We start from the raw sequence: 14,893 nt of genomic DNA on the forward strand, positions 1-14,893 counted from the left end.
CTCGCGACACACCTCAAGGATCGCCCACCCGCCCCACAACAGCATTTAGCAACACGGCCTAGTCCTCGTCGTCATCTTCCATGAGCTCGTCCTCCATGTTGTAGATCGCCGCGGACACCTTCGACATGTCGCTAGAACTCAACGAGTCGTACTTCTCGGTGTACTCCTCATCGCTCATCGTGGTATCCCACCGCCGATCGATCAGCTCGTCGACAAGTTCGGCGTTGTTCCGTCTTCTTCCCATGGTCCGTGTGTCTCCTCGCATCCAACTCGGCCCACGTGGTCCTGTTCTCCGTCGCCCCAAGGCTACCGAAGCGGTCAGCACTGTTCGAGGGCCGCGCAAGTCGATACAAAGAGCGGCTTCGACATGACAGAAGTTCGTCTGGTCGCCGGTATCGCCTGCGAGCCAGAGTCATAGGCATGGAGTCATGGCGGGCATCGTGTGGTGGGAGATCGAGACGGCGGACCCCAACAGTTTCCAGCGCTTCCATGCTGTCGGTGCGGCGGATCTCCACACCGCTCGGCGCGACCGAGCGCGTGGTCGCCCGGACACTCGATGACGCCGGAGTGGAGCGCCGCACGCATGCCGCGTCACGCGCGTAGGCGGTCAGAATCGCCGTGGTTTTTACAACGGTTCGATATGACGGTTGATCCTCCGAAACCGTTCTGTATAACAAGGGAAGTCCGCGCCGGATGCGGCCTGGACGACGCGAGTGGATTGCGCGTCACGTTCTCATGAATAGGGGCGGAGACATCCGCCCGAAATCTCCTCGTTGGTGCACTGCGGCTTCAACGTGATCCACCAGGATCGCGGGCCGCTCACATCAAGGAGGTGGCTCAGATGAGCCAGATGTCCCTCACCGGAGACGGGGACGGCTACGTCCCGGACTCGGGCCGACCGGCATATGACGAGATTCGTCCGTTGTCGGTGCGGATGCGTGACAGCGTCCGCGCTCAGCTCGACGTGCTCGCCCAGCTCAACAACCGCAGCGTCACCGAGGAGACTCGTCTGGCGCTGGAGCACTGGGTCGAGAAGGCGAAGACCGATCCTTCGCTCAAGGAGCGTGCTGATCGTGTCCGGGCCGAGATCGACCGTGAGGTCGAGCAGAAGCGCCGTTCTGCCGAGCGCGACGCCCAGCACCGCCGTCAGGCTATCGCCGCCGTTCTCGGTGTCGACGGCACTCAGCCGGAGCTGGACGACGAGTTCGACGTGCAGGCTTCCGAGGAAGCCGAGCACGAGCCGGACTCGGAGCCCGACGTCGGGTTCGCGGAGTCGAGCGAGCCGGAGGAGTCCGCTTCCGAGCAGGACGCCCCGCCCATCGAGGACGCCAACACGGAGCCCGGCGACAACGCCGAGGCGACCGAGACGCCCGTCAAGCAGGCGCGCACCCCGCGCCGCAAGGCGAGCTGAACCACCACCCGAGGGAAGCCGTCCCTGGAGTCGAGACTGATCGAGGTCTCCTCCGGGACGGCTTCCCACCGCTCTCTCTCGTTGCTGCCCTGCGGCTTCCAAGGTGATCCATCCCGGATCGCCGGCCGCTCACATCAAGGAGGTGCACCATGCCGAAAGGCATCTACATTCCCGCCGATCAGGAGGCGCCGCTGGAACGCCGCGATCTCGCGGGGCTCGAGGACTACCAGGCGGCGGTCGGCGGCTACATCGAAGCCGTAGACCTCCCCGAGGCCGGCGCAACGCTCTTCGTTAATGAGGAAGGGCTGCTCCGCAAGCTGCTGTTCAACCCGAGGGCGACGTTCCTCTGGTGGTTCTGGGTGCCTGCCGCCCGCCACAAGGCGATGCTCGTGGGCGACGCGATCCTGGTCGGCTCGTCCGACCAGCGCGGCGACGAGACCGACGTCGCGGAGCCGCTCGCGGCCAGCCTGCTCAGCCCCTACGGTCACCGCGTCGAGGTGCTGACGCACGGCGATCCGACGTGGTACGGCAACCGGGCCTCGTATCCGGACTACTTCGAAGCCGCCGTGTGGGCCATGACGCTCCTGGAGCGCTGGACGCAGGCCGCCGACGTGCGCATCCTCCCGCTCACCGAGCAGGACGGCGTCGAACGCGGCCTCGCTGCGGGTGAGCCGTCGTGAACGGCAAGACCGTCACGGCTGTTCTCATCCCGGCGCAGATCGAGCAGCCGCTCGAAACGCGGCAGGTCGCAGGGTTCGCGGACATCCAGCAGCTCGCTGACCTGGTGATCCCGGTCGACATCGAGAGCCGAGGAGTCACGATGTGGCTCGACGCCGACGACCGACGAAACGGCCTTCAGATGAACCTGCGCGCCTCATCGCTGCGCTGGCTCTGGAGCGCGGAAACCAGACGGCTCCCGGCGCTGCACGGCGACGTTCTCCTCGTCGGGGACGTCGGCAGCACGCTTGCAATCGGAGACGTTCCGGCATCGCTCGTGCAGGAACTTCTGCACGGAGGGCCATACGAAGTCGGCTACCGGCGCACCGCCTCGCGCGGCTGGCAGACCCATCCGGATCTGCACGCAACGTACACCGCCGCTGCGTTCTGGGCGATGTACCTGCTCGAGCGCGACCCTGCCCTCCACGAGACCCGCGTCCGCGCCGTCTCACCATCCAGCGGCTGAGCATCAGCTGCGCACACCGCCCGGGAGTCCGCTCCCGCCTTGAGAACCACGAGTTCTCGGCCGGAGCGACTCCTGGGCATTTTCGTTGGCGCGCCGATCGTGGCGGCACGCGAACGCCTGGCAGCGCGGAGCTATTGCCATATACAGGAGGCTCGTTGCAGGAGGCCATCTGCTCAGCCTGGGGTGATGGCGAAGCGACGACCCGATGGCCCCTGGCACCAGTACGCGCGCGAGATCGGTGCCAGCATTCAGCGGCACCGGATCGATCGTGGGCTCACCCAGGAGCAGGTCGCCTATGCTGCCGGCCTCACGCGCTACACCTTCCAGAAGTTCGAGAAGGGCGAGTCGATGCCGGAGACACCGGCCAACCCGAGCCTGCGCAATGTCATGGCCATCGCTCAGGTGCTCGGCGTCACACTCGACGAGCTGGTGCCGCAGCCGTGGCCTGATCTGCGTGCTGGTCTGCCGTATCCACCTCCTCCTACTGGCGGAGCTTGATCGCCTCGTTGCGTGAGGCAAGCGCGCCGGAGATCGCCGCGATCTGACCGACCGTCTCTTCCTGGGATGCCTGGATGTGAACGAGGCTTTCCAATCGCTCGAGCTGGACGGCGATCTGGGCGTCGACCTCGCGCACCTGGTTGGAGCGCATCGTCGGGCTGTAGCGGAACTCCTCAGCCAGTCCTTCCAGCGACTTCGCCAGGCGGGCGTCGTGGGCGACCCGTCCGAGAGCGGTGATGCGGGTGACAGCACTCTTGATCACCAGCACGTCGGCGTGCTGCGTCTCGATCTGCGTAGCGATGGCCTCGTTCGAGGACATCGTGGTGAGGAACACGACGAGGAAGAGAGCGGCCAGGATCAGTTGCGTGATGATCACCCACGGGTACGGGATGTCCGACACGTAGATGAAGATGGTCGCCGCGATCAGCTCCGCCGTGAAGTAGATGCTGGCCACCAGGACGAGCGGCATGGCGAGAATCGCGGCGATCCGGCTACGGGGCACCGCGACGAAGCTGACGGCGAGCATGACGTAGGCGAACGCCAGCACAAGTACGGACGTCCAGAACGTCGCGTTCTGCTCCACCTCAAGGATGAGGAAGATCGCGATGTAGACGGCGACGGGGACGAGCCACAGGACGGCGCGCAGGATCGTGCGGATCATGAGGATGCTCCCTGGTTGTTCGGTGTTCCGCATTCGGGGCAGAACTTGGCCGTGCTGGCGATGGCGGTTCCGCAGCCCGAGCACGGCACCTGCTGAGGCGCGAGACGGTTGCCGCACTCCGGGCAGAACTTCGCTCCCGCTGCCACACTCGCCCCGCAGCCCGGACACGTCTCCGTCGCGGCCGGTGCGGCGGGTTCTGCGGGTGAGAAGCGTGAGGTGCGGTTGCGGCCGACGTTGCCGGCCATCGGGTCGCCTGCGGGCTGGACGGGGCGCGTGAACATCTGCGTGGCCATCTCCCCGAAGACGCTGCCCGCCGCCAGGCCGACGCCCGCGGCAGCGCCTGCGGAGGCGACACCGCCCGCGCCGGGGTTCTTGGCGAGCTCGGTGAGGATGGTGGCCGACTGCTGACGGGCCCAGTCTTCCCCGAGCATGCCCATGACGGCCTTGTCGCCCTGCGCGCCCTGGAGCTTGGCCTGCTTCTGGGCGATGGAGTTCTCCAGCACCTGGCGGTTCGGGTCGTCGGTGGGGATGTCGATCGCGGCGATGTAGAAGTTGACGAGCTTCACGCCGTACTCGTCCAGCAGCGGCGCGAGCCTCGGGTGCAGTTGCTCCGCCAGCAGCTCGATATCCGAGGTGATCTCCAGGATCTCCTGACCGGAGTCGCGGATGTAGCGGGCGATCTGGCCGCGGATGTGCTGCGAGAACGCGCTGCGGAAGTAACCGGCGAGGGCCTGCTCGTCGAACACCTGGACGTTGGTGCCGAGCAGCTTGATGAGGAATTTCTTGGAGTCCGCGACCTGGATCGAGTACGAGCCGCGCGCCTGCACGCTGGTCTGCAGCCCCCAGACGGGGTCGCGCAGCTGGATTGGGCTGTCGGTGCCCCAGAGCAGTTCCAGCTTGTGGTCGATGTTGACGAAGTAGACCCGGGAGCTGAACGCGCTGATGCCGCCGGAGAGCAGGTTGCGGAGCTTGCCGATGAAGGGGTGGTTGTTGCTGTTGAGCGTGTAGCGGCCGCCGCCGAAGGTCGCCACGGCGATGCCGTCCCGGATGAAGATCGCCTCCTCCGACTCGGAGACGATCAGCTGCGTGTTGTCGTTGAAGTCCTCTCCAGTGAACTTCCACGCCAGCACCGCCTTGGTGCCGAGGCCATCGTTCACCAGGCCGGTCTCGTTCTTGATGACGTCGTAGATCTTCATGCGTGCTCGCTTTCGTCGGCTCGGGTGCCGGGTCGGCTACTTCCTCACGGGCAGGTACTGGACGCCGTTCAGGCGTGCTTGTTCGAGACGGTGCCTGCCGCCCGTGACGTCGAGCGAACCGTCCTCGCGTTCGCCGCCGCTCTTGATCGCATCGTCCCCGAGCATGTAGTCGTAGACACCGGCCAGCTGCTGGTGCCCTTCGAGTCCGTGCTCCCGGTCATAGGCGGCGAAGTCCTCACGGGTGGCACCAGCCCCGATGCCGGGTGCGACCTGATCGTTCCAGGCGTTGACGGCGTAGGCGACGTCCTCGGGCGGGGCAGACTCGCGGTAGCCGAGGATCGGGTTGTCGCTGTAGTCGAACCGTTCGACCGGCTCCAGCGACAGCCCCTTGTCCGCCAGCGCCGAGGTCAGCGCCTCATTCTCCGGCGAGTTTCCGAGGTCGCCCGCAGTGTCCGCCTGATCGCTCACTTCCGGCGCCTCGGTGGTCTCTGCTTGGGGAGCGTCCTGCGTCTCGACCGGCTCAGCATCGGAGGGCGTGTCGTTCCCCAGCGCATCGGCCACGTCGGCGTCGTACTCAGCACGCAGTTCCTCCGCGGGGCGTGCTTCATCACGAGCGGCGTCGGTCAGCTCGTCAACGGTCGGCTCCGGCTCAGTCTCGCGGCTCTCCTCGACGCCATCGGCAGCGGTCAGTTCGTCGGCGTCAGTCGGATTTTCCGCCAGATCGCCGGCGGGTGCCTCGCTTGCGTCCGGTTCATCGTCGATGGGTGTCGTCAGATCCTCCCCGGCACTGTCCATAGGCGCTTCGGGCTCCGGGCTCTCGGCAGCGTCGGGCTCACCCAGGTCCGCCTCGGCAAGGTTATCCGCTTCGGCGACTTCGGCCTCCTGGGGGCTGTCAGGGGCCGCGTCGTGGCCCAAATCCACGACCTCGCCTTCCTGCCAGCCCTGGGGCTCTTCCGGGGCGACGTCGGCCGTTTCCGGGGCTTCGCCCAGGTCGACGGGCTCCTCGGCATCGACCGGCGCTTCCACGGGGTCGCTGTCGTCGCCTGCGTCGGGCTCGGTGAGGTCTTCGGCAGGCGGAGCTTCCGGGGCCTCAGGCGTCTCCGGCCCAGCAGGGACATCGGCTAAATCAATCGGCTCGTCCGCATAGTCTGTGGCCTCGGGTGCGCTGACGTCTGCACTGGTGTCGACGGGCTCGGCGGGTGCGTCCGCGGTGTCGGTGCCGTAGTCGCTCATGCTGTCCGACTCCTCTCGGCTTCGAGGGTCTTGCGGATGGTGGCGTCAGAGAGCGGGATCGGCGACTCGTACTTGACCAGCCGCAGGAAGTTCACCTTGACCGCCCGCCGCAGGGCCGGTGTGTTCGGGATCGACGTGGGCAGCTCCGCCGCGATGAGCGCATCGAGCTGCCGGTAGATGCTGCCGAACTTCTTCACGCCGACATCCCCGGCCGGGACATGCGCGGCGAAGAGGCGCCGGGCGATCTCCTTGCCCGCACCAGCGACGGAGGAATCCCAGCCGCCGACATAGGCACTCTCGGGGTACGGCACGAGCAGTTCGGGGTGTCGCCGCCAGTAGGTGACCTTGCGGGCGATCTCGTCGTCGGGGACGAAGGTCGGGATGCCGCGCCGGGAGCGCCAGTCGGCGGTGCTGATCTCTTCGGGGTCTTCGAGGCGGTCGTAGAACAACAGCGCCTCGCCGGGACGGAGGCGGGCCAGGCGCTCGCGCTGCGCCTCGCTCATGTTGGTGCTCTCGGCCAGGATCTCCTTGTCCGCGGCTTCGACCAGCCGGAACCCGAGCTTGATGTTCGTCAGCGCGACGACATCCGAGCCGACCTTGCGCGGCGACTGATCGGCCACCACGATGCCGACGCCGTAAGAGCGGATCTCGGCCAGCATCCGCTTCAGCAGCTTCTTCGCAATCGCCGCTGGGTCGGCCTCGCCCGGCCCGCTAGCGTCGTCGGCGTCGAGGAGGACGTGGGCTTCCTCGAGCAGCAGGACGTGCTTGAGCGTCCCGTCGCCGGCGACGTTGGCGTTCACGTAGGCAAGGATCTGCAGCAGGATGAGCGCGATGTAGAGGGTCTTGTCGTCACTGTTCTCGATCCCCGCCAGCTCTATCACGGTCGGCCTCGACAGCAGATCCTCGACCGGGATCGACGGGTAGGTGTCGAACAACCCGACCAGGCTCGACAGGCGCACCTGGCCCGCCCGCCCGATATTCGCCGCGTCGCCGGTGTAGCCGATGCGCGCGAAAGTCTCCTGGAACACCGACAGGAAGTCGCGGATGGAGAACACCTCGCGGCCGTCCTCGGCGGTATCGGCGTCGAACCAGCCGAACCGCGAGTAGGTGGCGGAGAGAGCGTCCTCGAAGATCTTGTCCAGTGGGCTCGTCATCGTGACCGCGGCGGCGAATGCCGTCTTGAGGGTCGACTTGTAGCTCTGCACCCGCACACCCTTGGGTGGCAGGAAGGGGTTCATGACGAGCGGCGAGATGTGATCCTTGCCCGGGGTGAAGACCTGCAGGTCCGGGGTCGTCTCGATCAGCGCCCGGTACTCGTTCTTGGCCGGTTCGATCACCAGATACGGGATGCCGTGGTCGTGCCAGAGCCGGTCGAGCAGCCCGACTGTGAACGTCGTCTTGCCCGACCCGGGCGTGCCGCTGACGAACGCGTGCTTGGTCAGGTCGGTGTGCCCGAAGCCGATCGAGACCTCGGCGGCCCCGGCGAGGCGTCCGGCTTCGATGCTGGTGCTGCCGATCACCCCGGCGGAGTAGTTGCGGGAGTGCCGGGTCGTGGTGTTCACCGTAAGGCCGGCGCCGACCGTGTCGCTGCCGATCGGGAGCCGGAACAGCTCCGATGCCTCGAATGCGGTCAGCAGGAACGGCAGCCGGTAGAACGCCTCCCCCGGGTTGCGACCGGCTGCCCACAGCGACGGGTCACGGGTCTCGTCGAGCAGCGTCTCGTTCAGCTGCCACGGCGCGGCCGCGAAGGATGCGCCGCCTCGGGGCATCAGCGGTGTCGCGTCGATGAAGCGTGCCGCCAGCGCGCCGTCCTCGGCGTCGGCGGAGAGGTGGCCGAGCACCCGGTTGGCTATCACCGGCACCGCGACCTTCGGCCCGGACACGACGACGTTGAACAAGAACAACGGCGAGTCCTTGTGCCCGTCCAGATACGAGTACATCTCCGAGAGCCGCTTCGCCGCGGTGAAGCTCACCGTTCCTATCGACTGATCCGTCACTCCATTGGCGAGAGTCGTCAGCGCCAGGGTCAGCTGCTCGATCGCCGCCCGCTCGCCAGGCTCCAGCGTCGCCGGGATCAGCTGGATCGACAGGGACGCACCGGGCACCTCGGTCAGCGCGCTGGCGATACGCGAGAGGTCACGACTGCCTGCCGGGATGCGGTGGAAGGCGAACGCGCTCGGCAGAATCTGGTTGCCGAGGCTCTCGATCCACTCCTCCTTCACCAGCGCCACCGACCGCTCCGCCGCCACAGTGCCGAGCACGGTGGCGGGCCGGTCGGCGTAGTCGAAGCCGCCGAGCGTGAGCGCGCTGATCACGACGGCGCGCAACTCGGAGACGGCCGACGCGGCGTCGTCCCGGCTTCCACCGAGGGCGCGGATGACGATGAACAGCTTGAGGTCGGCGGCGTGCGGCTGCCCGTCGACGGCGTGCGCCTGCCAGAGCAGCTCCAGGGCGCACTCGCGCGTCCGGTCGGGGCCGTCCTCGTACTGGCCCCGGTACGACTGGTACGCCTCGAACAGCAGGCTGACGAAGTCCCGCTTCGACTGCTGCACCAGCTCGGCAGCCGGGTCGTCGCCCAGCACAGAGACGTGCGGGATGCGGACGACCTCGACCACCGTGGCAGCGGCTACTTCACCCTGCGCGAGCGGCGTGAACGTCAGGAGCGCGTCGCTTGCAGACATACGGCACACTCCTCACGTCACGCCCGGGCAGCGGAATTGGTGCGCCGGAGCCGGTGGCGATTGCCTACCGGCCCCGGCACGCGGGGAACTCGGGGTCAGGACGCGATCTTCTTCTCGCGGATCAGGGTGCGCGCGCCGGAGATGACGCGGCTGACCGAGCCCTCGTCGCGAATCGACGAGGTGATCGAGGTGCCACCCGTGGTGGTGAGCTTGAACTCCTCGAAGTTCACCTGCTGCTGGATGTTCTTGATGTCCCTCACCTGGAAGGTCTCGGACTGCGTCGAGACCGACACGATGTCCTTGTAGAAGTACTCGTCGGTCTGCTCGCGGGACTCCTGCGGGGTGATGAGGGAGAACTGGAACTTGTAGGCGTGCAGCTGGTGCTCGCTGAAGAACAGCACGATGCCCTCGTAGTTGGAGGAGCGGAAGACGCGGTCCTTGCCCTGCTTGACCTGCACACCGGAGGCGATGTTCTTGTAGTAGTACCCGTGGACGATGACCGGGTCGATGAGCTTGACCTCGTCTTCGTCCAGCCCCAGCTTGCCCAGGGCGCGCTTCTTCACGTCCGCGATGGCGCTGGCCGCATCCGAGTCGATGTCGGCGTCGGTCGGCTTGCCGGCGAAGGTGAAGTACAGCAGCGCGATACCGCCGGCGACTGCCAGGAGGCCGATGAAGATGGCCGCCGTCTGCGACAGGATCAGCGTCAGGATGATGCCGATGATGATCAGGATGATGCCGGCCTTGGGGCTGGACTGCTTGAAGTACTTCTTGTTGCGTTCGTAGTTGATGGCCATGGCGGAGGAACCTCTCTCGGGTGGATAGTGCGGGGTCAGGCGGAAACGCTGGTCGGAATGGAAGCGGACGAAGGGTCGATCTCCAGCAGCTCGAACAGCGTCTGGATGTCCAGATCGGTCACGCCGCGACGTACCGCCTGCTCGAGGTAGTGCTGGTACGACGGCTCGACGTTCAGCGACTTGCGCTCGTAGTAGTCGAAGCGGATGTAGCCGTAGAGGTAGGCGTAGATCCCGCGCTCCTCCAGCCGCAGCGCCGCCGTGAGGTACTCCTCCGCGCGGCGGATGCCGGCGAGCGGCACCAGGAACGGCTTCTTGCCGCCCAGCGACGCGACAGCGGCGTAGAAGTAGGGTTCCGAGTTCTCGATGTCATCAAGCAGGGCATCCTCGAAGTGCGACAGCGCCTTGTCCCGCAGCCCGAGCTTGAGCAGGCACATGCCGAGCGCCGCATGCACGCTCGGATCGTCAGCGCCCTCGTCCAGCGCGTCCTCGTAGGTGCGGACGTGCTTCTTGAGGTCGCGTGCTTCCAGGCTGATCAGGTCGGACATCGAGCTGATGAGAACTTGACGGCCGCAGTACTGGCAGAACTGCTGGTTGGTGCTCCAGGCGCTGCCGCACCCCGGGCAACGCACATCGACGACTCGCGCAGCCACGCCATACACCTCCAGGCTCAATCTGGGAAGCCCCCAGACAAGGCCCAGATGCATCCTGTATATGGCCTCTCCTAATAGACATACCACAGAACGGTTCTTCGAGCCTCTCCGGCGAGTCGCGTGGCGACGCACGCCCCCCAAATAGGGCGCTCACCCGGTTCTTCGTTGCGTATTTCACAACGGGCGTCTCGACCCCTGTCGACGGCCTGCTTGGCAGCCGTCGCGCTCTTGACGTAGCGGGGCAGATGTGTCACAACTACGGACGGTCCACGCGAGGGTGGCGCACCGATCCTGACTCACGCGGTCGGGGTCGAATGCGCCGCCCTCTCGCTCCTGCAAGGAGAGGTCGCCCAATCGGGCACGGCATTCCTCCTCGCAGAACGGACAGCACCATGCTCGACTCGATCGCCAACGCCCTCGCCGGCAACCCCAGCAAGGCACAGCTGCGCATCATCAAGAAGCTGCGGCGCACGCAGTCCCAGATCCAGAACCGGCAGTGGTGGCACCTGCCCCTCTCCATGCTGGAGATGCGGCGCGGACACCTGATGGCCAGCTACGGCCGCCTCGTCCTCATCGACCAGGCCATCCCGATGGCCTTCGCCGAGTCGATGATGCCCGCCGGGTACATCTCGGTCGGCATCGCGCAGCGCGCGGCCCAGCGCAACGTCGGGTTCAACCGCCGCCTCGAGCACGAGACCCGCCTCGCCAGCGCCTCGCGCATCCAGCCGATCGACGACCTCGTCGCGCAGAACGCCTAGCGTTCACCCCGCCTCGGCCCCATCGAGGGCTGACAAGCCCACTCCCAGGCCCCCGCCTCCCGCACAACGCGGTAGAGGCGGGGGCCTTCTTCAATTGCGACCAACAGCCGGCAGCGCCGCCCTCGTTCTCCTTCAGCGATCTTGCTGGCCTTCCGCGCCGGGTTCGGGCTGTCTGTTCTCCTGGCCCCGGCGCACAAGGCGGCGGGGCGAGAGGAGAAGACCCCATGCCGACCGAGCGCCCCGACTGGCTGACCGAGCCCTGCCCCGCGTGGTGCGGCGGCGACCACGACGGCCAGCAGTACCCGACCGACCGCCAGCACCAGTCCCCGCAGCACTGGCACCCCGCCGTGATGCAACACCGCGACCACGACGGTCACCACCCGACCCGGTTCCCGGCCGCAACCGAGTTCTGCGTCGTCGCCGTCCGCTACGTAGGCGAGCGCGACACCTGGATCGCCATCGCCACGGAGACCCAACAACTCGAGTTCTCCCACGAGAGCGCGAAGCGCCTCCACGCCGAACTCGACGGGCTGCTCCACCGCATGGCGTGAGCCAGGCGCCGACGAGTCCCGCCCTACCGCGTCGTCAGCTTCGGCACCTCGGGCAGCAACGCATCGATCCCGATGTCGAGCACCTGGCAGATCGCGAGGATGGTCGCCAACCGTGGATTCGTCGGCGTCCCGCCCTTCGTCGCCGCACCCCGCTCGTACTGCTGGTATGCGTAGAGCGAGATCCCGGCCAGCTCCACGAGCTGCTCCTGTGTGAGGCCCGAGTCGGCCCGGGCGCGACGGAGGCGGTGGCCGAGCTCCCGAGAGAACGTCGCCCACTCCTCGCGCGTCTCGGGTCCGATCACCATCACCCCAGGCTGTGACCAATAAGAGTTGGTGAGAACCAATAGGAATTGGTAAAGTCCCGAAGGCTCGCCACCTCTGGGCGAGACGACGCGGCAACCGCCGCCGTTGGTCGTGGGCGAGCTGGGGAGGAACGGGCATGGCTCGGCAGATCGGGCGCGCAATCGCGGCGGTGGCACTCGTCAGCGCGGCCGCAGCCTGCCTCACCGCCTGTAGCGGATCAACCCGCAGCGTCGAGGCCTTCTGCTCCACGATGGAGGAGCACAAGCAGGCCTACCTCGGCCAAATGGAGGCGGCGCAGGGCGCTGGCATCGACGGCCTGCTCACCGCGATCAGCGCGGTAGGTGACCTGAAGCTCATGTGGAAGGAACTCGCGGAGGTTGCGCCCAGCGACATCCAGACCGATGTCGAAGCGGTCAGCGAGGCCTGGCAGAAGCAGGAGGACAACGCCGGGGCCGGCGACTGGATGGCCTCCATCACCACGGCGCTGCTCAACAGCGGCTCGATGTCCCGCGTCGACACCTACGTCCGCGAGAACTGCGACGGCGACTACACGGTCGACGTCGCAACCAGCGGCGAGACGAATGTTGCGGAAGAGCCGGAGCCCGAGGACTACTTGGCGACCATCGCTGTCTCCACCGCTGGCGGCCTGATCGCCGATTGGGACGAGTACGCCATCGGGCCGCACTCCGTCATCTACGCCGCCGGCGACAACAAGCAGGCGGAAACAACGCGCGAGTTCCGGATGGTCGCCGCCGCACCCGGAGAGGTCGCGGTCGACACGACAGCGACCGTCAGCGCCTCGAGCGCGACCGGCTCGATCAGCGACGCCGTATACGGCGCGCAGGTCAACACCGATGCCGACCCAGGGTTCGCCATCGCGTACATCGACGAGATCCCCGCCGCAGGAGCCCAGCCGCACAACGCGGTCATCATGGTCAAGCAGTTCAACGGGAACGGCGACGCCATCAGCGAAGCGGCGCCGGTCGTTGACCAGTTCGATGGGAAGTCCCTCGTCAACGTGTGGCTCGTCGGCGACATCGTCGCCTTCGCCTACACCGACGCCGACTACAACCGCATCCTGATCGGCGTCAACAAGGACGGCTCGATAGCCTGGCAACGCGAAGCCGACTCCGAGGTGTACTACGCCCGAGACGGCATCCTCACCACCGCCATCGGCCACTGGGAAGGCGCAAACGGGAAGATCGACGGCGACCTCGCCGGTATCGACGCCGCAACGGGCCAGCCGGTCTGGACGCTCTCTGGCGCAGGGTTCACGTTCTGGAACTTCGAGAAGCCCATCGGCAACGGCTATGTCCTCGCATCCACCGGCGACTACCAGAACGACTTCCTCAACGTCGTCATCGACACCAGCACGGGCACCGTTGTCCTCCAGGTGCCCGGCTACGAGTCTTCGGTGTTCTACGACGCGGTGGCGGAACGCTTCGTCGCGGTCGGCACGTTCGACGGCGGCTCCCAGAGCGGGCTGCACGTCTCGGACGCCTCGGGCAACGTCACGTTCTCGATCAGCGCCGACAACTTCGCCGCCCTCGACAACCCCAGCCTGCTCGGCGCAACCGACGGCGTGGTGTGGATAAGCGGTGTCGACGGACTCGACCTCTTCGACGAGACCACGGGCGCACAAGACCCGCTCGTCAGCGCCGCCGCTGCGGCGACGGCAATGATCCCAACGCGTACCGAGGGCTTCGTCTCTCTGCTGGGGTCTGTCATCGCGATCCACCAGAACCAGGAACTCACCAAAGAGCTCGCCATCGAGTGGCCGAACACGGCGACAGGGAACTGATAGCTATGCCAAACCACGACCAGCGCGCCGCCGAGATCCAGGAGTGGGAAGATGCCTATGCCCTGGCGCACAACGGCGAACGTCCTCCGGCCGGTTCCTACCCGCCGATCTCGAACGTGAACGCCGTCGCCAGCACGGGCAGCATGAACAAGCTAGCTGTCCTCGCTCTGGTCGTCTCCATCATCGGCTCGGTGGTGGGGATCGTCCTCGGCCACGTCGCTCGCTCGCAGATTCGGCGTACCGGCGAGAGCGGTGCCGGCGTTGCCCTCGCCGCGATCATCATCGGCTGGATCGGGGTCGGCATCATCGTCATCTTCTACGCGATCCTCCTGGGCTAAGTGCAAGTGCGGGCGGAATCGATGTCTTTACAAAATCGAACAAATGTGCTACTGTATACACAACTACCCGCAATAGCTCCGGTCGCAGGCGATTGCCTCCCGGCTCCGGATAGGTCATCAGTAACCGCCGCTTCGAGCGGCAAGGAACCACGCATCGTGAAGCAGCAGCAAGAACTCCTTCACACAAACACGACCGAAACAAACCTCGACAAGAAGAACCGGCTCACCGGGCTGCATCGCCTCGCCGCCATTGGGGCACTGTCCACGCTCGCGCTGACCGGCTGCGCCGCCGACAACGTCGGTGCCGCTCCGAGTCCGTCCGAGACAACGCAGACCCAAGTCGAGGAAGAGCCGACGCCGACCCCTGCGGCCACCGCAGAGGCATACGGAGGCATCGAGCCCTACCTCGAAGGCGAAGCCCTCACCGCCGCGTTCGAGATTCCTGCTGGTCTCAGCGATGAGGAACTCGCGCAAGCCTTTGTTGACCGCATGAACGCCTGGATGATGTACGGAGCAACGCCCGAGCTTGCTGCGAAGTGGGACAGCAGCTCAGAGGGAAATGACTACTGGAAATCGGAGTTCGACAAAGTTTCCTCAGATAACGAAAGCGCAATCTCGCCCGCTCTATTTACCGAGGATGCCATCGCATCCGAGGGTGGCCTCTCGATCCTAACCTTAATGCAGGAGATCAATGCGGACTCTCTGTATAGATACATTCTAAGCAGTTTTCCTGATCGCAACCCCGAGGACATAGAGCCTTATGTGGCTCTTCGGACATCCGGTGGGGGGTCATGGGGTGAGTCCGCCGGCGGTGAGGAGCATGCGGAGCCGGTAG

16 protein-coding genes and 1 pseudogene are annotated in these 14,893 nt (G+C 66.2%); 9 read left to right on the plus strand and 8 right to left on the minus strand.

Going from position 1 to position 14,893, the window contains the following annotated elements; all coding sequences use genetic code 11:
- Window positions 1-58: 58 nt before the first annotated feature.
- Complete coding sequence (locus AS96_RS11850) at window positions 59-244, minus strand: hypothetical protein (RefSeq protein ID WP_036290000.1); 186 nt, start codon at window positions 242-244, stop codon at window positions 59-61.
- Window positions 245-841: 597 nt separating this feature from the next.
- Here AS96_RS11850 and AS96_RS11855 point away from each other — a divergent pair.
- From AS96_RS11855 to AS96_RS11870, 4 genes are all read left to right on the plus strand, one after another.
- Entirely contained in the window at window positions 842-1,411 is a 570-nt protein-coding gene (locus tag AS96_RS11855; protein WP_036290003.1) for a hypothetical protein, read from the plus strand.
- Between the two features lie 149 nt (window positions 1,412-1,560).
- Window positions 1,561-2,091: a DUF3846 domain-containing protein gene (locus tag AS96_RS14755; protein ID WP_051498862.1), complete on the plus strand. Its 531-nt coding sequence runs from the start codon at window positions 1,561-1,563 to the stop codon at window positions 2,089-2,091.
- The gene (locus tag AS96_RS11865) at window positions 2,088-2,594 is read left to right on the plus strand and encodes a hypothetical protein (protein ID WP_036290005.1); all 507 of its coding nucleotides are present in this window, start codon (window positions 2,088-2,090) and stop codon (window positions 2,592-2,594) included. Before AS96_RS14755 ends, AS96_RS11865 begins: the two co-directional genes overlap by 4 nt.
- A gap of 186 nt (window positions 2,595-2,780) precedes the next feature.
- On the plus strand, window positions 2,781-3,092 hold the full coding sequence (locus AS96_RS11870) for a helix-turn-helix domain-containing protein (protein ID WP_051498863.1): 312 nt from the start codon (window positions 2,781-2,783) through the stop codon (window positions 3,090-3,092).
- Here the strand turns inward: AS96_RS11870 and AS96_RS11875 are convergent.
- The 6 genes from AS96_RS11875 to AS96_RS11905 form a co-directional block, all read right to left on the minus strand.
- Window positions 3,076-3,753 (minus strand): hypothetical protein, encoded by a 678-nt coding sequence (locus AS96_RS11875; RefSeq protein ID WP_036290007.1) that lies wholly within the window; start codon window positions 3,751-3,753, stop codon window positions 3,076-3,078. The two genes, AS96_RS11870 and AS96_RS11875, sit on opposite strands and share 17 nt — an antisense overlap.
- A complete protein-coding gene (locus AS96_RS11880) occupies window positions 3,750-4,949 on the minus strand; it encodes an SPFH domain-containing protein (RefSeq protein WP_036290009.1) in 1,200 nt (399 codons plus the stop codon). Before AS96_RS11880 ends, AS96_RS11875 begins: the two co-directional genes overlap by 4 nt.
- 36 nt (window positions 4,950-4,985) lie before the next feature.
- Complete coding sequence (locus tag AS96_RS11885; RefSeq protein ID WP_036290011.1) at window positions 4,986-6,182, minus strand: hypothetical protein; 1,197 nt, start codon at window positions 6,180-6,182, stop codon at window positions 4,986-4,988.
- Window positions 6,179-8,863 carry an ATP-binding protein gene (locus AS96_RS11890; RefSeq protein WP_036290013.1) on the minus strand — a complete coding sequence of 895 codons (2,685 nt, stop codon included), beginning with the start codon at window positions 8,861-8,863 and terminating at the stop codon, window positions 6,179-6,181. The genes AS96_RS11885 and AS96_RS11890 overlap by 4 nt, the downstream gene beginning before the upstream one ends.
- A 95-nt stretch (window positions 8,864-8,958) precedes the next feature.
- Window positions 8,959-9,657 (minus strand): hypothetical protein, encoded by a 699-nt coding sequence (locus AS96_RS11895; RefSeq protein WP_051498864.1) that lies wholly within the window; start codon window positions 9,655-9,657, stop codon window positions 8,959-8,961.
- A 35-nt stretch (window positions 9,658-9,692) separates the two neighbouring features.
- Window positions 9,693-10,307, minus strand: coding sequence for a zinc ribbon domain-containing protein (locus AS96_RS11905; protein ID WP_155947571.1), 615 nt, complete (start codon window positions 10,305-10,307; stop codon window positions 9,693-9,695).
- Window positions 10,308-10,699: 392 nt separating this feature from the next.
- Between AS96_RS11905 and AS96_RS11910 the strand changes: the two genes are divergently transcribed.
- Entirely contained in the window at window positions 10,700-11,065 is a 366-nt protein-coding gene (locus tag AS96_RS11910) for a hypothetical protein (RefSeq protein WP_036290019.1), read from the plus strand.
- Between the two features lie 224 nt (window positions 11,066-11,289).
- Window positions 11,290-11,616 (plus strand): DUF6907 domain-containing protein, encoded by a 327-nt coding sequence (locus AS96_RS11915; RefSeq protein ID WP_036290022.1) that lies wholly within the window; start codon window positions 11,290-11,292, stop codon window positions 11,614-11,616.
- A gap of 23 nt (window positions 11,617-11,639) precedes the next feature.
- Here AS96_RS11915 and AS96_RS11920 read toward each other — a convergent pair whose 3' ends face one another.
- Entirely contained in the window at window positions 11,640-11,921 is a 282-nt protein-coding gene (locus AS96_RS11920) for a helix-turn-helix domain-containing protein (protein WP_036290025.1), read from the minus strand.
- A gap of 134 nt (window positions 11,922-12,055) precedes the next feature.
- Here AS96_RS11920 and AS96_RS11925 point away from each other — a divergent pair, with 134 nt between their 5' ends.
- The 3 genes and pseudogenes from AS96_RS11925 to AS96_RS11935 form a co-directional block, all read left to right on the plus strand.
- Window positions 12,056-13,720: a hypothetical protein gene (locus tag AS96_RS11925; RefSeq protein ID WP_036290028.1), complete on the plus strand. Its 1,665-nt coding sequence runs from the start codon at window positions 12,056-12,058 to the stop codon at window positions 13,718-13,720.
- Window positions 13,721-13,725: 5 nt separating this feature from the next.
- Entirely contained in the window at window positions 13,726-14,058 is a 333-nt protein-coding gene (locus tag AS96_RS11930; protein WP_051498865.1) for a DUF4190 domain-containing protein, read from the plus strand.
- A gap of 156 nt (window positions 14,059-14,214) precedes the next feature.
- Window positions 14,215-14,893: pseudogene (locus AS96_RS11935) on the plus strand (hypothetical protein); the annotation flags it as partial.

This window comes from Microbacterium sp. MRS-1 (assembly GCF_000585455.1).
In the GTDB taxonomy this organism is placed as follows: domain Bacteria; phylum Actinomycetota; class Actinomycetes; order Actinomycetales; family Microbacteriaceae; genus Microbacterium; species Microbacterium laevaniformans.